This window comes from Mucilaginibacter sp. 320_HR (assembly GCF_059691875.1).
The window spans coordinates 1-18,506 of the sequence record NZ_JCAWAI010000006.1; the positions used below are offsets into that span (position 1 = coordinate 1).

At 44.9% G+C, this 18,506-nt stretch carries 16 protein-coding genes and 1 pseudogene; 8 read left to right on the forward strand and 9 right to left on the reverse strand.

Annotated elements, in window-relative coordinates; genetic code table 11:
* Both AC59GT_RS18785 and AC59GT_RS18790 read right to left on the reverse strand, forming a co-directional pair.
* Nucleotides 1–242, reverse strand: a pseudogene (locus AC59GT_RS18785) (glucosamine-6-phosphate deaminase); the annotation flags it as partial.
* 220 nt (nt 243–462) lie between these two features.
* Complete coding sequence (locus AC59GT_RS18790) at nt 463–1,809, reverse strand: APC family permease (protein WP_497239082.1); 1,347 nt, start codon at nt 1,807–1,809, stop codon at nt 463–465.
* A gap of 108 nt (nt 1,810–1,917) precedes the next feature.
* Between AC59GT_RS18790 and AC59GT_RS18795 the strand changes: the two genes are divergently transcribed.
* The 4 genes from AC59GT_RS18795 to AC59GT_RS18810 all read left to right on the forward strand — a co-directional run bounded on the left by AC59GT_RS18795 (nt 1,918) and on the right by AC59GT_RS18810 (nt 5,846).
* The gene (locus AC59GT_RS18795; RefSeq protein WP_497239083.1) at nt 1,918–2,589 is read left to right on the forward strand and encodes a hypothetical protein; all 672 of its coding nucleotides are present in this window, start codon (nt 1,918–1,920) and stop codon (nt 2,587–2,589) included.
* A gap of 100 nt (nt 2,590–2,689) precedes the next feature.
* Nucleotides 2,690–4,585: a DNA topoisomerase IV subunit B gene (locus AC59GT_RS18800; RefSeq protein ID WP_497239084.1), complete on the forward strand. Its 1,896-nt coding sequence runs from the start codon at nt 2,690–2,692 to the stop codon at nt 4,583–4,585.
* Nucleotides 4,586–4,695: 110 nt separating this feature from the next.
* The gene (locus AC59GT_RS18805) at nt 4,696–5,190 is read left to right on the forward strand and encodes a cytidine deaminase (RefSeq protein ID WP_497239085.1); all 495 of its coding nucleotides are present in this window, start codon (nt 4,696–4,698) and stop codon (nt 5,188–5,190) included.
* Nucleotides 5,187–5,846 (forward strand): GDSL-type esterase/lipase family protein, encoded by a 660-nt coding sequence (locus AC59GT_RS18810; RefSeq protein ID WP_497239086.1) that lies wholly within the window; start codon nt 5,187–5,189, stop codon nt 5,844–5,846. The genes AC59GT_RS18805 and AC59GT_RS18810 overlap by 4 nt, the downstream gene beginning before the upstream one ends.
* Before the next feature lie 58 nt (nt 5,847–5,904).
* On the opposite strand, the gene AC59GT_RS18815 is transcribed toward AC59GT_RS18810, so the two are convergent.
* Nucleotides 5,905–6,336 (reverse strand): nuclear transport factor 2 family protein, encoded by a 432-nt coding sequence (locus AC59GT_RS18815; RefSeq protein WP_497239087.1) that lies wholly within the window; start codon nt 6,334–6,336, stop codon nt 5,905–5,907.
* 140 nt (nt 6,337–6,476) lie between these two features.
* Here AC59GT_RS18815 and AC59GT_RS18820 point away from each other — a divergent pair, with 140 nt between their 5' ends.
* A complete protein-coding gene (locus AC59GT_RS18820) occupies nt 6,477–6,992 on the forward strand; it encodes a YdeI/OmpD-associated family protein (RefSeq protein WP_497239088.1) in 516 nt (171 codons plus the stop codon).
* A 4-nt stretch (nt 6,993–6,996) separates the two neighbouring features.
* On the opposite strand, the gene AC59GT_RS18825 is transcribed toward AC59GT_RS18820, so the two are convergent.
* Nucleotides 6,997–7,653 carry a DUF4279 domain-containing protein gene (locus AC59GT_RS18825; protein WP_497239089.1) on the reverse strand — a complete coding sequence of 219 codons (657 nt, stop codon included), beginning with the start codon at nt 7,651–7,653 and terminating at the stop codon, nt 6,997–6,999.
* Nucleotides 7,654–7,775: 122 nt separating this feature from the next.
* Here AC59GT_RS18825 and AC59GT_RS18830 point away from each other — a divergent pair, with 122 nt between their 5' ends.
* From AC59GT_RS18830 to AC59GT_RS18840, 3 genes are read left to right on the forward strand one after another with little or no spacing between them, the layout of a single operon-like run.
* On the forward strand, nt 7,776–10,553 hold the full coding sequence (locus tag AC59GT_RS18830) for a DNA gyrase/topoisomerase IV subunit A (protein ID WP_497239090.1): 2,778 nt from the start codon (nt 7,776–7,778) through the stop codon (nt 10,551–10,553).
* Nucleotides 10,554–10,566: 13 nt separating this feature from the next.
* Entirely contained in the window at nt 10,567–12,405 is a 1,839-nt protein-coding gene (locus AC59GT_RS18835; protein WP_497239091.1) for a glycoside hydrolase family 35 protein, read from the forward strand.
* A gap of 52 nt (nt 12,406–12,457) precedes the next feature.
* Nucleotides 12,458–13,210: a PLDc N-terminal domain-containing protein gene (locus AC59GT_RS18840; RefSeq protein ID WP_497239092.1), complete on the forward strand. Its 753-nt coding sequence runs from the start codon at nt 12,458–12,460 to the stop codon at nt 13,208–13,210.
* Between the two features lie 55 nt (nt 13,211–13,265).
* Here the strand turns inward: AC59GT_RS18840 and AC59GT_RS18845 are convergent, their stop codons facing one another.
* The 5 genes from AC59GT_RS18845 to msrA form a co-directional block, all read right to left on the reverse strand.
* Nucleotides 13,266–13,604 carry a hypothetical protein gene (locus tag AC59GT_RS18845; protein WP_117382877.1) on the reverse strand — a complete coding sequence of 113 codons (339 nt, stop codon included), beginning with the start codon at nt 13,602–13,604 and terminating at the stop codon, nt 13,266–13,268.
* An 85-nt stretch (nt 13,605–13,689) separates the two neighbouring features.
* A complete protein-coding gene (locus AC59GT_RS18850; protein ID WP_497239093.1) occupies nt 13,690–14,556 on the reverse strand; it encodes an aldose 1-epimerase family protein in 867 nt (288 codons plus the stop codon).
* Nucleotides 14,557–14,587: 31 nt separating this feature from the next.
* Nucleotides 14,588–17,029 (reverse strand): bifunctional YncE family protein/alkaline phosphatase family protein, encoded by a 2,442-nt coding sequence (locus tag AC59GT_RS18855; protein ID WP_497239094.1) that lies wholly within the window; start codon nt 17,027–17,029, stop codon nt 14,588–14,590.
* Between the two features lie 76 nt (nt 17,030–17,105).
* The gene (locus tag AC59GT_RS18860; protein WP_497239095.1) at nt 17,106–17,909 is read right to left on the reverse strand and encodes a 5'-nucleotidase, lipoprotein e(P4) family; all 804 of its coding nucleotides are present in this window, start codon (nt 17,907–17,909) and stop codon (nt 17,106–17,108) included.
* A gap of 30 nt (nt 17,910–17,939) precedes the next feature.
* A complete protein-coding gene (gene msrA / locus AC59GT_RS18865; protein ID WP_497239096.1) occupies nt 17,940–18,485 on the reverse strand; it encodes a peptide-methionine (S)-S-oxide reductase MsrA in 546 nt (181 codons plus the stop codon).
* Between the last annotated feature and the right edge of the window lie 21 nt (nt 18,486–18,506).

Genomic DNA, 18,506 nt, shown 5'->3' on the forward strand with positions numbered 1-18,506 from the left:
GTGATCACGTTCGAGAAGGACAGGCCTTCTTCCCGGTGCTGGCGCACCAGCTCAGCGTAAACGCCTACCGGCGTTACGCCGGTTGCCAGGCCCAGTACGGCTGGTTTGCCTGCTGCCTGCCTGCTACGGATCAGGGCGGCTATCCTCCCTGCTACTGCCAGCGAGGCTGTCTTCTGATCGGCATACACCGTTACCGGAAGCTTCTCATATCGCGTCTCTTCTAGTAAATTTAATCGTGCCATAAAATGCTTATATATTGAATGTGTGATACTTGGGGAAAAGTCAGCCTATAAAAAATCCCCACCGGAGTGAGGATTAACAACCAATTAACTATAAAATTTAAATTCCTCAACGAGAATGAATAGAGGCTATGCTTAAATGATTTGAAATGCATCATCTACGCAAACTTAATTAACAACTTCTAATAAACCAAATAACTTATTAAAAAATTTTAAAAAGGTATCATTCGTTTGATGTCGGTGCTGTGCTCTTATTCCGTATACCTAAAAAGTAAATAGCTAACCCTAAAGCATAGGCTATAATACACCATAGTACCGCGAACGGATCGCTCTTGAAGGTTATAAAAATATTTATGGTAACAAACCAATAGGAGAGTACAAACAGTAACGGTATAAGCGGGAAAAGCTTAATTGTATAGATATTGCTGGTATCCATTTGCTTAGTTTTTCTGCGCAGCACAAAAATAGCTGCTGCTGCGATAGATGTTCCTATCGTTTCAAAAAACATTACATAGTTAAGTACCTCACCAAATTTGGCTATAAAGAACAGTATCAGCAGAATGGCAGCTAAGAAAAAGCTCATGCCGAACTCCTGCACCTGTGTTTTGGGGTTTACCTTCTTAAATATCGGCGGGAGCACACCATCCTCTGCCATGGCATAATAAGTACGCGGGTTAGACATGATATTTACGTTTACATATGCCACAACGGAAATAAACATCAGAATAGATGTTATTTTATAACCCATAGGTCCAAATATTACGCCTGCCAGGTAGGCCGCCAGTGTGTGCGTTTGTTGCAGTCCGCCAATACCCAATACCGCGTAATACACATAGTTGATTGCCAGGTAAAGGGTAATTACAACACCCATGCCGATGAAGATCGCTTTTGGTATGTTGCGTTTAGGGTTTACAATATCGCCGCCAAAATTAATGGTTTGAGAATATCCGGTATAGGTAAAGAATACGGCTACAAGGCTCAATCCAAAAGCGGTGATCAAACTTCCGCTATGCGGCACAGCCGCAATGTTTACTGCAGTTTTTGTATCACATTTAAACACAGCGGTACATAACACTACTATCATCCCGGCTTTAAAAATGGTAAGCAGGTTTTGTGCGCGCGCACTTTGCTTTATGCCCAGGAAATTAACAACATACAGTACTAGTACAGTAAGTATAGTAGTGAGCTTTGTGCCAAGGTCGTTTTGCAAACTGGCCGGAAGCACAATTGGGTTGATGTACTCGGCACCCAGGAGAGCAACTGCTGCTACAGATGCCGCATTGCTGATCACCAGCACCCAGTTGATCATGAAAGCAAATGCAGGATGATAGCAATAGGAGAAAACTTTGTAAAAACCGCCGGTTGTAGGGTACCGTGCTCCAATCTCTGCAAAAGTAAGCGCACCGCACAGACTTACTATCCCGCCGAATATCCATGCTCCAAAAAATACCCAGGCGCTGCCAGCAGTCGTGGCCACGTTACTCGGCGTGCCAAATATACCCATGCCTATTACCAGGCTAATCACGATCATGGTGAGGTCGAATCGGTTGAGCCTCGGCTGTACACCCATTGCTTTATTATTTATGTTTATAATTTATATTATAATTATATTGAATTAGTGCCCTATCTAAATTAAATTCGTTTGACTAATTTTGACCACCTGCTTATCTAAACTGTGTTGAAGCAAATTAAACAATTATTACTTACGGGATTGTTGTTGTTTTGTATTGCGCCTGCAATTGCACAGGGTAAAAAGCGTCATTTTAGCAAAAAACAAGTCTCTGCTACTAATGTACAGCCTGTTTACGTAAGCCCACGTCTTAAAGAATTTCAAAATATTATTTCCAGGGCTAATGTAGTATTCTCTTTTCCCAAGGGGTTTAAGGAGATTGAAGCGCCGGATGATGAAGATAATTCTTTCGATTACGCTTTAGAATTGCCTGGAAAGGAATTTCAGATTTGGTTTCAGGTAAAATCCCAGAAACAAAACTATACCGCTTATCAAAGGGTAAAAGGAAATACCGAAACCAGCCTTGCTAACCCCGATTCGTTGTACCTGGGAATGGGTTCCGCACAGGCGCTTGCCCTCGGCGGCACAAAAGGCAGCTATTTTGTGCGCACCATACCACCGCGTTACCTGGCAAAATACAATGCTGATGCAGGTAAATCGTACCTCATCAACTTACTCTATTCGCCTACAACCAATTATTATAAATATGCATTGCTGGTTACCTTGCAAAAAGATCATATAGGTACCATTATGGCTGTTTGCTTTTCTAATGAAAAAGGCCCGGAGTTTTTCAAGAACATCGACCGCGCCAGTACATGTATTAAGTTTAAGGGCGATTGACTTTAATGTTGATAAGTTAGGACATTTAAGTACGGATTTGAATGTCTGCAACGTATTTTTGCATTTTGGGTAGTTTATGCCCGTTCCTCATTGATAACTTATGGCAGAGAATATAAATTATAACGACGATAGTATCCGTTCGCTCGACTGGAAAGAGCACATTCGCCTGCGCCCCGGCATGTACATTGGTAAACTGGGCGATGGCTCAGCCTATGACGACGGCGTATATGTGTTGCTGAAGGAGATTGTTGATAACTCCATAGACGAGTTTGTGATGGGATCCGGTAAGACCATTGAGGTGAACATGAGCGACCACAAAGTTGCCGTGCGCGATTACGGCCGTGGCATACCATTGGGTAAGGTGATAGATTGCGTATCTAAAATAAATACAGGCGGTAAGTACGACAGCAAGGCCTTCCAAAAATCGGTTGGTTTGAATGGTGTAGGTACCAAAGCAGTGAATGCGCTTTCTTCAACTTTCACGGTACAGTCTTATAGAGACGGCCGTACCAAAATTGCCGAATTTGAAAAAGGTGAGCTGGTGCGCGACGAGGCCGAGAAGGAAACCTCTCAACGTAACGGTACTGCTATCAACTTTATTCCTGATGACTCTATTTTCCGCAATTACCGGTTCATACCTGAGTTTGTGGAGAACATGATCTGGAACTACGTGTTCCTGAATTCCGGCCTTACCATTAATTTCAATGGTAAAAAGTACCTGTCAGAACGTGGCCTATACGACCTCCTTTCCCGCAATGCGGATGCGGAGAACTTACGCTACCCTATCATCCACCTGAAAGGTGAAGATATAGAAATAGCTATGACGCACGGCCAGTCGTACGGCGAAGAGTACTACTCTTTTGTAAACGGTCAGCATACTACCCAGGGTGGTACCCACCAGGCAGCGTTCCGCGAGGCGGTAGTTAAAACCATTCGGGAGTTCTACAAAAAAGAGTTCGACGCGTCGGATATCCGAGCATCTATAGTTGCCGCGATCGCAATCAAGGTACAGGAGCCGGTTTTCGAGTCGCAGACCAAAACAAAGCTCGGTTCGCAGAACGTTGGTCCCGAAGGACCATCAGTACGTGGATTTATTAACGACTTCCTTAAAAAAGAACTTGATAACTACCTGCACAAAAATCCCGCAACCGCGGATGCCCTGCTGAAAAGGATATTACAATCTGAACGTGAGCGCAAGGACATTGCCGGCATTAAAAAACTTGCAAACGATCGTGCTAAAAAAGCATCGTTACATAACCGCAAGCTGCGCGATTGCAAGCTGCACTTTGACGACAATCACGAACGCAAACAGGATACTACGCTGTTCATCACAGAAGGTGACTCGGCCAGTGGGTCTATCACTAAGTCACGTGATGTGATGACTCAAGCCGTATTCAGTTTAAAAGGTAAGCCGCTAAATTGCTTTGGGCTAACCAAAAAGGTGGTTTACGAGAACGAAGAATTCAATCTGCTGCAGCATGCGCTGAACATTGAGGACGGTATAGATGGACTTAGGTACAACAATATTGTAATAGCTACCGATGCCGATGTGGATGGTATGCACATCAGGCTGTTGCTTATGACCTTCTTCCTGCAGTTCTTTCCTGACCTGGTGAAGGCGGGACACGTATCAATTTTGCAAACCCCATTGTTTAGGGTGCGTAATAAAAAAGAAACAATTTACTGTTACAGTGATGAAGAGCGCCGCAATGCCATAGCCAAACTAGGCAACAAGCCGGAGATAACCCGCTTTAAAGGTTTGGGCGAGATATCTCCCGAGGAGTTCGGATTGTTCATTGGTAAGGACATGCGCCTGGATCCGGTTTTCCTGAAGGATGCTAACATCAAGAACCTGCTGGAATACTTCATGGGCAAAAATACGCCTACCCGACAGCAGCATATCGTAAACAACCTGAGAGTAGAAAAGGACGACGAAACGGTAAACCCGCTAGTGGCCGAAGTGGTGGATAGCGTTAGCCTGGCTGTAGCTGTGTAATTACTTACACCTTAATAATTACATAGAGGCGCGGATATCCGCGCCTCTATTGTTTTCTATTATTATAAGTCCTATCTTGTATCCCCTTGTTTCAACAGGGGCTGCAAAAAATGACCGAACACGAAATAAAAATAGCCTTCAAAGAATACGATTCACTCGAAGAATTAAGTGCAACTGACCTAAACTTGTGTAACGAAGCAGTAAAAGCTTTGGCTACATCTCATTCCCCTTATTCTAAATTTAAAGTTGGAGCAGCACTACTTCTTAAAAGTGGTAAAGTATTGCACGCCAGCAATCAGGAAAACGTGGCTTATCCTTCGGGGCTTTGTGCTGAACGGGTGGCATTGTTTAACTGGGGAGCCAACCACGCCAATGACCCGGTGGTGAGCATGGCTGTGACTGCCCACACTGAAGAATTTGAATTGGTAAAGCCCGTAACCTCATGCGGCGCGTGCCTGCAGGTAATGGCCGAAGTAGAAAAAAAGCAGAACAGCCCTTTAAAAGTATTGTTGTATTGTATAGAAGGCCCGGTATGGGTTATAGACGGCGTACAAAGTATGATGCCGTTTATGTTTTTTGAAGAACGCCTAACACAAACCGTATGAGACTCCGCCTGCTGATTTTTTTTGTTTTAACCGCAACAGCGCTTACAAGCCGTGCTCAACAAGGCTTCCCGTTTGATAATGAGATAAGGGAGTTTAAACACCAGGATAGCTTAAAGTTTCCGACTAAGAATGGCATCCTGTTCATAGGAAGTTCGTCTATTCGGAAATGGGCAGATCTGGGGCAACGCTTTAGCGATAAACCTATTATACGTCGTGGCGTTGGCGGTTGTACGCTGGAGCAACTGGTAGACTATTACACACCTTATATCCTATTTCCTTATCAACCTAAAAAAGTATTTATTTACGCAGGGGAGAATGACATTGCAGCAGGTAAATCAGGCTCGTTTGTAGCTGCACAATTTGAAAAATTGTGGACTATGCTGGCAAGTAAGCTGCCCAAAGCGGATGTATACTTTATGGCAGTAAAGCCAAGCCCAAGTCGCGCTAAATATTTTGATGAAGTGAAAACGGCTAATGCCCGCATTAAAGCTTTCTTAAACGGCAAAGCAAACGGGCATTATATTGATGTAGCTACGGCGATATTAAATCCAACTACCATGCAGCCCGATTCATCCCTTTTCGAGAACGACCTGTTGCACCTGAATAAAACCGGGTATGACAAATGGCAGGCGGTGCTGCAGCCTTATGTGAAATAATAAAGCCCCCCGTAACCCGGGAGGCCTCACACTTAAACACTAAACTAAACTGCTAAACTTATTTATTAAAAACGCTGTGAACGTTGGTGATCTTCCAACCTGATGGAGTGTTAGCAATAGTTACATAGTTGCTGCGGGTGAAGTTCTCAAACTTCATATCTACTTTTACCACAGCTAAGTCAGCATTGCGTTCAACAACTTCGGTGTTGGTGGTGCAGGCTAATTCTACATTCTTACCTTGTTTCAGGAAGTCAATCATCTGTTTTTTATCAAAACTAAGCATGGTCTTGCCACGCAGCATGCTGAACTTTACCGATTGATCAAGCACATCGTTAAGGCCTTGTATTTTGCCGCGGGTAATTGCATCAACATAAGTATTGATGGCGTGTATGGCGGTTAAATTTTCATTTGACGGAACCGGTTTTGCATTTACTAAGGTGGTAGTTAACAGTAAAGCTAAGCCTAAAAAGATGGTGGTTAATTTTTTCATGATATTAGAAGTTTATGGTTATTAATTGTTTTTGTATAGCTATAAGATGTATGCCCAAGGCAAAGTGTTACACCCTGAAATGTTAAAAAGCCGCATTTAACAAACATTTAACATTTGGGTGCTAAAACCTATATTTGGCTATGGTCGAGTTTGATACCATCATACACCAGTTTGGCGAATTTGGCGACAAAACCGGCTGGACCTACATCGAAATAGCTGCAGACCTGGCCGAACAGATAAAGCCGGGTACCCGCCGCGCTTTCCGGGTAAAAGGTTTACTGGATAATTTTGAGATAACGGGTAAATCACTGCTGCCTTTTGGTGAGGGTAGCTTTATACTGCCGTTTAACCAGGAGATGCGCAAAGGTACCCGCAAAAAGTGCGGTGCCATGCTGCATGTTAAACTGGAGGAGGATAAAGACTTTAAGGTGGAAACACCGCCGGAACTGGAAGAATGTTTTGAATTTGAGCCCGATGCGGCTGAATACTTTTATAGCTTAACCAAATCTCATCAGAGCTATTTTATAAAATGGATAAATGATGCTAAAACACCCGAGACCAGGGCCAGACGTATCGAGCATACTATAAAAGCTACCTTGCGTAAGATGGATTACGGCATGATGCTGAGGGAAATGAAGAAGGAGCGGGAGCTGTAGAGCACTATTTAAAAGGATTGCCCCAGGCCGCAAAGTCGAAATCGATCTCCAAATTAAGGTCACTCAATAGCTTCAAGCAGTCTGAATTGATAAAGGCACTGCCTAATAACTGATTTCCCCTGTGGAAATCCATAATGACATGAATAGTTGAAGTTGCCTCGCCGTAAAGGCGTAACAAACCCGACTTCTCAGTATATAACACCGTCAACAGCTTTTTTAGCTTATCTTCAAATTCATCGGCCTCAGAAACAGGTTCAAACTCGATACCGTTGTTGGCGTGTTTTCTCCTGCCATCTGCAAAAAGATCGCCGTTGTTCCATGTTTTTGTAGGCGTAAACCCAAAGTTTGATCGTATATATCCGGCACTTAAATGATCGGAAACTATCCTTAAGAAAACTAAATTTCTGGATTCAGTTACAATGTTGTGTATCTCCTTTTCAAACTCATTGACGTAAACCGCAAAATAAAACGGTTGCTTTTGCACAGGTAAATAAGCGATAGTTATATTTTCTCTTTCGGCTTTTTCACGATCTATTTTTTCGACTTTAATTTTACCGTTCTCAGTAACCGGCTCATGAATCTCCAGAAGTTGTTCTGTAACCCCTAATGTAGGTGATGCAAATTCATGCGCTATCAAGTCGGCAATTTCACTGTCAGTCATTAATGAATTTAATAAAAAGCATGTTAGTACGCAAATCCTATTGTGCATAAAATCTACACATCTCTAAGGTCCCATATTTACGCTTTATCTTATCTTTACCCATCCAAATTTTTTGCCGACGAATGAGTGACGATTTGCACACTGAGCATACACCCGATAGTAACGAAGATAATACCCTTCACAACATTACCACCCTCGACGGGCTTTACGAAAACTGGTTTCTTGATTACGCGTCTTATGTGATCCTGGACCGTGCCGTACCTCACATTAATGATGGCCTTAAGCCTGTACAGCGCCGTATACTGCACTCTCTTAAAGAGATGGACGATGGGCGCTTTAATAAAGCCGCCAACGTTATTGGTAATACCATGAAGTATCACCCGCACGGTGATGCATCTATAGGTGATGCCATGGTACAAATTGGGCAGAAGAATTTGCTGATAGAATGCCAGGGTAACTGGGGCGACCCGGTTACAGGTGACTCTGCGGCCGCGCCACGTTACATAGAGGCTCGTTTGTCAAAATTTGCGCTGGATGTTGTTTTCAATCCGGATACTACTGACTGGCAGGCAAGTTATGACGGTCGTAACCGCGAGCCGATAACGCTTCCTGTTAAGTTCCCGCTGTTGTTAGCGCAGGGTGCTGAGGGTATTGCTGTTGGTTTGGCTACCAAGATATTGCCGCACAACTTTATAGAGTTACTGGATGCCTCTATAGCATGGCTGCAGGGTGTTCGGCCCAACCTGGTACCTGATTTTCCAACCGGGGGTATGGCAGATACATCTGCCTATAATGAAGGACAACGTGGTGGAAGGGTGCGTGTACGCGCCAAAATACTGGAGCGCGATAAGAAGACGTTGGTTATTACCGAAATACCTTTTACTACCACAACGGGCAGCTTGATAGATAGCGTAATAAGCGCTAATGATAAGGGAAAGATCAAGATCAAGAAGATTGAAGATAATACCGCCAGGGATGTAGAAGTGGTTATACATCTTGCACCGGGTATATCTCCCGACGTTACTATCGACGCGTTGTACGCCTTTACCGATTGTGAGGTATCCATATCGCCGAATACCTGCGTAATACAGGACGACAAGCCGCGCTTTATGAGTGTGAACGACATGCTTGCCGAAAGCACCAATAAAACGCGCGACCTGCTAAAACAGGAACTTGATATCAGGCTGAAGGAGTTGATGGAGAAGATATTCTTCAGCTCCCTGCTCAAGATATTCATTCAGGAGGGCATGTACAAGCACCCCGACTATGAGGGCTCATCTACTTTTGAGTTGGTGGTAGAAGTGCTGAACCGCTTGTTCGAGCCGTTCTTCCCATTGTTTTACCGTGAGATACTCCCTGAAGATTACAAGAGGCTTATTGATAAACCAATGAGCAGCATCACCCGTTTCGACTTTAAGAAAACGGATGAGCAGATCAAGAACCTGGAGACAGAAATAAAACAGGTTAAGCACCACCTGAAATACCTTACTGATTACACAATAGCCTGGTTTGAAAAACTCAAGGAAAAGTATGGTAAAGATCGTGGCCGTAAAACCGAGCTGCGCACGTTTGATAAGGTGGAAGCTACACAGGTAGCGTTAGCCAACATTAAACTGTACATGAACCGCGAAGACGGCTTTATCGGCAGCGGCCTCAAAAAAGATGAGTTTGTTTGTGATTGTTCTGACATCGACGAGATCATCGTGTTCCGTGCCGACGGCAAGTTCATGGTGACCAAGGTGCAGGATAAGGTGTTTGTAGGTAAAGAAATACTACATGCCGCCGTGTTCAAAAAGAATGATGAGCGCACCGTGTATAATATGATCTATAAGGACGGGCAAAGCGGCGTGAGCTACATTAAGCGTTTCTCCGTTACGGGCATCACACGGGACAAGGAATATGACCTTACCAAGGGTACAAAAGGGTCCAAAGTGCTTTACTTTACTGCTAACCCTAACGGCGAGGCAGAAATAGTGAACGTACAGCTCAAGCCACACGCTAAACTTAAAAAGCTGCAGTTTGATGAGGACTTTGCAGTTATTGCAATTAAAGGACGTGGATCCATGGGTAATATGGTAACCAAGTACCCGGTTAAAAAGATATTATTGAAAAGCAAAGGTGTATCTACCCTTGCAGGTCGTAAGATATGGTATGATGAGATACTTAAACGTCTTAACGCCGATGGCAGGGGTAAATACCTGGGTGAATTTGACGGCGACGACCGCATCCTTACCTTGTTGAGCAACGGCTTGTATGAACTTACCAGCTTCGATCTTAATAATCACTTTGATGATAAGATGATACTGATTGAGAAGTATGATCCTGCTAAAGTTTACGCGGTAGTGCATTACGAAGGCAAGGGTAAGAACTACATGGTAAAACGCTTCGTATTCGAAAACACGGTGGTAGGAAAGCAAACCAGCATCATCAGCGACGAAGCCGGCTCCAAACTTATCCTGCTGTCGGGTGCGGCACAGCCGGTAGTTAAGGTAGAGCAACTGAAAGGCAAAGCACTTACACCGGAAACAGTTGAGCTGAACCTGACCGACCTGATAGACGTGAAGGGGATGAAAGCCATGGGCAACCGTTTATCTGTTCACCCCGTAAAAAGTGTTGAATTGATAGCAGAGCACGACGACGAGGATGATGTACCAGACCCGGCTCCAGACTCTGTTGAAGATACCGAAATAGTAATTACGCCGGATGAAAAGCAGGTAGCAGACCCGGAGCCGCCTGCACAACAAACACCCACAGCTTCCGTTAAATCAAACGAACGGGAAAAACCTGCTGCAAAGCCAGCGGAGCAAACAAAACCTGTTCAGCCAAAGAAGATTGATTTTGAGATAACCAATCCCGACGAATTGGACATTGACGACAAAGGTCAACTGGGTTTATTTTAATTGTGAGAGTGATATGCTGAAGAAATTACTACTGTTTTGCGCGGCGTTTTTTAGTATCGAAATTGCAATTGGCCAAAACGTTAACCACACTTTTGCACTTGGCGACAGTACCTTTTTGTTAGATGGTAAGCCGCTGCAGATGATATCTGGCGAAATGCATTACACTCGTATTCCGCGTGAGTACTGGCGCGAACGTATGAAGATGGCAAAAGCAATGGGCCTGAACACCATCGGCACTTACGTTTTCTGGAACGCGCATGAGAATACGCAGGGTAAATACGACTTCACAGGCAACAACGATGTTGCCGAGTTTGTGCGGATAGCTAAAGAAGAAGGCCTCTGGGTAGTAATGCGGCCCAGCCCTTATGTATGTGCCGAGTGGGAGTTTGGCGGTTACCCGTGGTGGTTGCTAAAGGATAAAACGTTAAAGGTGCGCAGCAAAGACCCCCGGTTTATAACAGCATACCGCAATTACATGATAGAGGTGGGTAAACAACTTGCCCCACTACAGGTAAACCATGGCGGTAACATCCTGATGGTGCAGATAGAGAACGAATACGGATCTTACAGCAACGATAAAGAATACCTGGCACAGAACGAAAAGATATTTCGCGATGCCGGCTTTGATGGCTTGCTGTTCACCTGCGATGGTGCCTCACAAATGCCTGCCGGTTACCTGCCAGGCTTTTTGCCTGCCGTTAACGGCGAAGACGATCCTAAGAAGGTGAAGGAGCTTGTTAACAAGTACCATAATGGGAAAGGTCCGTACTACATTGCGGAGTGGTACCCGGGTTGGTTTGACAGTTGGGGAAAGCCACACAGCGGTAGCAATGCAGAAAAAGACGCTAAAAAGTTGGATGAAGTGCTATCCGCAGGGATATCTATCAACATGTACATGTTCCATGGCGGTACCACACGCGATTTCATGAATGGAGCAAACATGAACAGCCGTGAGCCTTACTACCCGCAAACATCAAGTTACGACTATGATGCACCGCTGGACGAAGCGGGTAATCTTACAGATAAGTTCATGAAGTTTAGGCAGATTATTGCCAAACATTTGCCGCCGGGAGAAACACTGCCCGAAATCCCTGAAAAGAAGAAGCGCACCTTCGCGCTGGAAGTTATAAAGTTTACGGGCAAGGCAAACCTGTTTAGCAACCTGCCAAAACCTATAGAGGCCGAGCACCCAATGAGCTTTGAGGATATTGATCAGGGTTACGGCTTTGTATTGTACCGCACTACTCTGGCGAATGCCGTAAGCGGTCTGCTCAAAATAAAAGAGATGCGTGATTACGCTACCGTTTACCTCAACGGCAAACGCATCAGCGTGCTGGACAGGCGCCTCAAACAAGATTCGCTTCAACTGAATAGCCCCACTGCGAATAGTGTATTGGACATTCTGGTAGAGAACAACGGCCGCATTAATTATGGTCCTTTCCTGATAGACAACCGCCAGGGCATAATCGATAAGGTTACACTTAACGGGCAAGAACTGCTCGGCTGGAAAATGTACCAGTTTCCTTTTACCACCCTGGTAGGGACGCGCTATTTACCCCTACAGGCGGCTGACGCCACAGAAATGCCTGCATTGTACCGCGGTACGTTTTCATTAAGAGGTATTGGTGACACTTATTTAGATATGCACGGTTTTGGCAAAGGCTTTGTATTTGTCAACGGGCACAATCTAGGTAAGTACTGGGAAATAGGCCCGCAGCAAACCTTGTATGTGCCTGCAGTATGGCTCAAAAAAGGGATTAACGAAGTGGTGGTGTTTGATGAATTGAAAAGCGGCCACACCGAACTTTCCACCTTTGACCATCCGGTATTAGATGAAATGATCAAGCAATAAAAATGCTGCTATTTGCCGTATTTTTTTATTTTTGAGTAATTATCACATCGCAATGTTTCCCGGGCACGATTATCTTTACTATATACCTATAGGCTTGCAGGCTTTTTGCGTTTTTCATTCACTAAAGAATGGTACGCAGCAGAAGTGGATATGGATCATCGTTTTTCTCCCGGTAATTGGCAGCCTGGTATATATCTACCAGGAAATACTCAATAACCGCCGTATCTCTGCGCCTAAAATAGATGTTGGAGCTGTACTTAATCCCGGTGGTAAACTCAAAAAGCTGGAAGACCAGGTCAGGTTTACAGATACCTTCGCCAATCGCATGCAGTTGGCAGATGCCTATCTAAATTCGGGCTTTACCGACAAAGCCATCGAAATTTACAAGACAAGCTTAACAGGTGCTTTTGCCGAAAACGAGCACGCTTTAATGCAGCTTATGGTTGCTTATAGCAAGCAGGAGAGTTACGCCGAAGTATTACCCTTAGCTAAAAAGGTCTACAAGCTGCCGCAGTTTATCCGCTCGCGGGCGCACATCGCTTACGCCGAAGCTTTAGAGCATACCGGTAACATAAGGCAGGCAGAAGAGGAGTATAAAGCTATGAAAGGCAGGTACTCTTATTTTGAGCAGCGGTACCAATACGGGCTGTTCTTAGTACGGCAGGAACGATATGAAGATGCCGAAAGGATTTTCGAGGCTATGCTTGAAGAACAGCCACATCTAAGCCAGATGGAGCACAAGAGCAGCAGATTGTGGTTCGTGAAAGCTAAAGAGGAACTAAAACGGGTACAATCCGCAATATGAATAAACAAAAATGCCCCGCTTTCGGCGGGGCGTTTTTATAAAGGTTAGCCTGTAATTACAAGATCAGGATCAATACCAGGATGATGATAATGATAGCACCTACTGAAAGGTATACGCCACCGCCACCCATTGCCTGAGCTTCGTGTTTCAAGCTTTTCAGCTCAGCTTTTAATTCTTTTTTGTCTTGTTTGGTCAAAGCAGATTTGTCCATTGCTTTGATCTCGTTAACACGCATTTTAATTTCTTCTACACGTGCCTGACGTTGCTCAGTCGTCATTTTTGCAGCAGCTTCCTTAAATGCTTTTTTGTCGTCATTGAAAGTTGAAGCATTTACATTAAAAGATGCTACCATCAGCATCACTGTCATCGCGATTAGATAAATTTTCTTTTTCATAGTTTTAAATGTTGAGTGTTTTATCTGATAATCGCAAAACCATGCAGAATGTTTTAGTGGAATTAAATTAAATTAAATGTAAACTCTAGATACTTATAAAGTACGACGCTTCGAAAACATGTCCTACTGCAACTTTCTGAATAGCTTCTTTTTGGCTGATATCTTTCGCCTCGCCAACTGAGTCGGCACACCCCAGCCAAGGCTCAATACAAAGGAAATCTGCTCCGGGTTTTGCCCATAAACCCACGTAATTAAAGTGAGGGAATTCTACAGAAAGGGTTCGGTCGTGTTTCTCGCTCTTTATGGTCAGCAGGCGCGATTGCATGTCTTTAAACACCAACGCATCTGCCTGGAACATATCACGTGTAAGCGGCAGCTTTTTGTTGGTTATCTCTACAGGGCGGGTTTCTCCATTGAACAAACCCTCGGCAGATAGCAGATGCGTGCTAAGTGTCTCCTGCGTTTCAAACTCTACATAGTAGTCCTCATAGCTTTCGCCAGGCCCAAACGGAACGTTAAACGCCGGGTGGCCGCCAACAGAAAAGTAAATTGTTTTTTTATCCCGATTGATTAGCTTGTAAGTTACCCTTAGTGAATTTTCAATCAGCGTATAAAGCACCTGGAAGTCAAACTTGTACGGGTACACCTGCAGCGTTTTCTCGCAATTGGGCAGTGAAAAGGCCGCTGAGACACCGTCGCTCTCCAACAATATAAAGTCCGACTGGCGGGCAAAGCCGTGTCTTTTCATGCTGTACTTTTCACCATCTACCAGCAACTCGTCATTTATCAGTTGCCCTACAATCGGGAACAGGTTTGGCGCATGGTAAGCCCAAACACTTGCGTCAGCCTGCCACATGTGCTCTACACCTGTTTCCTTGTTTTTCAGCGAGCTTAGTTGCGCGCCTTTTGTGTCAATAGCTACAGATAAAAATTCATTTTCGATAACCGTCATGATCAGAGATGTTTAAGTGAAGGACAACAGCTTAGTCGTCGTCCTGTTTCTTTTTCTTCTCTAAAATAACAAAAGCACTGCGTTTTGGAGCAGGCATTACCGAATTCTCTCCTTTAATTGATTTCCATACAACCTCGTTCAACTCCAGGTCCGGCGCTGCATCTTCTTCTGCCAGGTTAAACGACTCTGATTTGCGGCTGCTTTCATTGTCCGCTACGTTGCGCTGATCGATATCAACCTGCGCGTCTTTAGCTTTGTATGGTGTAAGATCTGGTTTGGCGGTAAAGCATTCGTATAAAGGTACCGCAGCCGCATCGTACTGGCTCATTGGCGGCAAACCGAGTATCAACTCCATGGTACGGAGTACTCCGGACGTAGAATACATGTTGTGAATTACGGCATTGCGTTTTACGTATGGACTGGCAACAAATACCGGCGAACGATGAGCGTCGATGTGGTCTGGACCGTTTTGGGCATCATCCTCAAGCACAAACACAACTGATTCTTTCCAAATAGGGCTTTCAGATAAATGTTCGATAAACCGGCCCACTGCTAAATCGTTGTCAGCAACGGCTGCGGTGGGCGAGTAAGCGCCTTTGCGCTGGCCGCTGGTGTGGTCGTTACCCAGGCGTACGGTATTAAAGCGCGGTACCGCGTTGGCACGCAACAGCGAATCAAAATCGTGCTCCCATATTTCTTCGCGCTTGATATCTTTAATCGTAAGGTCAAAATCGGGTGATTGCAGGCAGAAGTGGCCCTCCAACGATTTTAGGTTTGCTTTTGGCTTTTCGCCGCCCTCAGCAAACTCGCCGTAAGTTCGGTAGCTTACGCCGGCACGTTTGCAGTAATCCCAAATGAAACCATCGCGTGGGTAAGCGGCCTTGCGGGTACCTTCAAAATCGTAAGTGCCGCCGCGGCCGCCATAGCTGGTAGGCCAGGTCTTTTCTACAAAGTCGGTCGCGTAAGCTGCCATGCTCCAGTTATGGCCATCGGCACTTACTTCGGCATCTACGTAAAAGTTATCCATCAGTACAAACTGATTGGCTAAGGCGTGCAGGTTTGGCGTGGTGCGTTTACCAAAAATACATAACGACGTATCGCCATTACCCTCCGGCATGTCGCCGAGTACCTGGTCATACGTGCGGTTTTCCTTAATGATGTAAAAGACGTACTTAATAGGCGATTTGTCGCCTACTTTACGCGGAATTGGATTACCCGCTTCGCCCGGTGCCATTGCCGCCTTTTTAGCTGTGAATGCCGCGTTGGCGTAAACTTGCTTTGTATAAGCTTTTAGTTTGATCTCGTTTGGCGCATCTATAAACGATAAGGTGCCTTTAAAAAGGCCGCCAATGTATTGCTCTCTGCTGTTAATAGCACCACGCTGGTAGCCGCTGTTGTCAACCTTTAATAATGGCTGCGGGCCTTTAGGATTAGCCATTGATGTGAAGCCTTTACCATTACTTACTAGTATTTTGCTGCCCAGCATCTTTACGTTGGTTGGGTACCAGCCCGTTGGGATAAAGCCACGACTTTGGCTGCTGCCGGGGTTAGATACATCAAATACGGCAAGGCAGTTGTTATCTGCATTAGCAATGTAAAGCATCTTTTCGTTTGCTGACAGTGCAAAGCCATTAGTGGTAGAGCCGGTTAGCTTTGTAGGGTAAAGAGCCGTTGAAACCGTTTCCAGCACCTTACGTGTAGCAGTGTTAATAATGCTTACCGAATTATCATTCGCGTTGGCAACAAATAACAGGGTTCCCTTTTTGTTTAACAGTAACTCGTTGGGGTGGCTGCCCGTACTAAGGGTAGTTAGCTTTTTTGTGGCAATGTTGTAAAATGCTATTTTATCACCGCCCCAAAGTGAAATATAGAGGGTCTTCTCGTCCGGCGAAAGGATACAGCTGTAAGCCTCGGCACCTATTTTTACTTTATCAATAATGCTTTTTGCAGCCGGATCAATAACATATAAACAACTGTCTTCTTTTGTAACGGTGTATAATTGTGTATTTGCCTTGTTCACCGCAATACCTGTTGGGCATATTTTATTTTTCGGCCAGGCTGCACCTAGTTTGATGGTATCCGGTGTACCAAGCTTATTGTCGGCCAGCTTAAATTTTAGGATAGTGTTGTCATTACCTCCGGAGGCGTAAAGGTTCTTTTCATCACGGCTGAAGGCAATGCCGTACCACGATTTACCCAGCACCTTGCTATCGTATTCTTTTTGTCCTTTCGGATCTATCAGCTGCAGCGATTGCGTGCTTTGGCCATTGTTTGTAACTGCCAGGTATTTGCCGGATGATGACAGCTGCATGTTAAGCGGCAGGTCGCCAAGTGGAAGGGATGTACCTGCCGGACTCAGTTTCCAGCCGTTTGGCAGCAGCACCTGGCCGGTCTTTTCTATCTTTCCGGGAGTTTGGGCAGTGGCGTTTATAATGGCCAAAGCACCAAGGCAAATTAGTAAGGTTCTTTTCATCGGGAGCGTGTATATCTCCCAAAATTAAGTATAGAATTCAATAAAGAACCCGGCTTAACAGAAACTTAATACAGGCTTATTGCTTGTCGACTTTCAGTTTACTTCTCATCACCGAATCTTTCTGAATACCGCTTGCGCCGTTCTTATTGTTGAACAGGGCGTTCTCCCAATCGCCATAGGCGGGGTTAGGTATAATAATATACCTGCTGCCAAACTCCTTTCTTAACCTGTTGGTAACATCCTGCCGGCTTTGTTCGGCGGGTTTGTTGTCATATAGCAAATCAAAATCGGGCAGGTTATCACCGCAAAGGAGAACGATATTATAGGTGGACAGCACCGTTTGACGGCGGCTTTCTTTACTGGAGGAGTTTTGCCTTAGCAGTAAATGGGCATCGTCGGCGTTTGGAAAACCGTAAGCCTGCAGGTTTTTAAGTGTGGACGCACGTTCGTTTTCGCTTCTATTGGTTATGTAGAACACGGTAATACCTTTAGACGCCGCATACTTAAAGAAGGATGGCGCACCGGATACCGTATCGGCAACGGCTTTGTCGGTCCATGCCTTCCAGGTATCCTGCGAGTACTCCTGGTTGTTAGCTGCACGCACTGCATCATAAGGGCTGTTATCCAGCACGGTTTCGTCTACGTCTGTAACAATCGCTAGTGGTTTAGCGCCATCGTTACGCACTGCTTCATTTACACGCTGGCGTGCTATGTTGTATGCCTGAAAGCAAAGCGCCCGGTACTCGGCCGAGCGCTGCTGCCATAAGGATGACCACACCTTACCGGCATTGGCCATAGAAATGTTCTCTGTCTTTTTTGGGGCAGAACAGGCGCTTATTAAAATAATGCCTGCTAATAGGGGAGCTGCTATTCTTCTCATATCTGCTTCTATAACGACAAATATGAAGATTTATAGCAGTTCAGGCTTTATTTTTTCTATAAATTCTTTGGCAAACTTGGTAAGCTTCGGCTGGATAACAAAAGAGCAGTAAGGCTTCAGCGGGTTGTCGTTATAGTAATTCTGATGATAGTCCTCGGCTATATAGAACTCGCTGGCAGATGTTACCTCCGTTACAATCGGCTTGTCAAATACTTTCTCGTCGGTAAGCCTTTTTATCATGGCTTCTGCCTCGTTTTTTTGCTCGTCGTTGTAATAGAAAATAGCCGAACGGTATTGTGTTCCAACATCATTTCCCTGGCGGTTGAGCGTGGTTGGGTTGTGTGTTTTAAAGAAAACCAGCAGCAATTCGTCAAAGGAAATGACGTCTGCATCATACTCCAGGTCTATCACTTCTGCATGGCCCGATTCGCCTGTGCAAACCTCCATGTAAGTTGGATTGGCGGTTTTGCCACCCATATAGCCCGACGCTACTTTTGTAACGCCTTTAAGAGATTGAAATATTGCTTCGGTGCACCAAAAGCACCCGTTCCCGAATGTGATTCTTTGAATGTTCATACTACAAGATAACGACTTTTG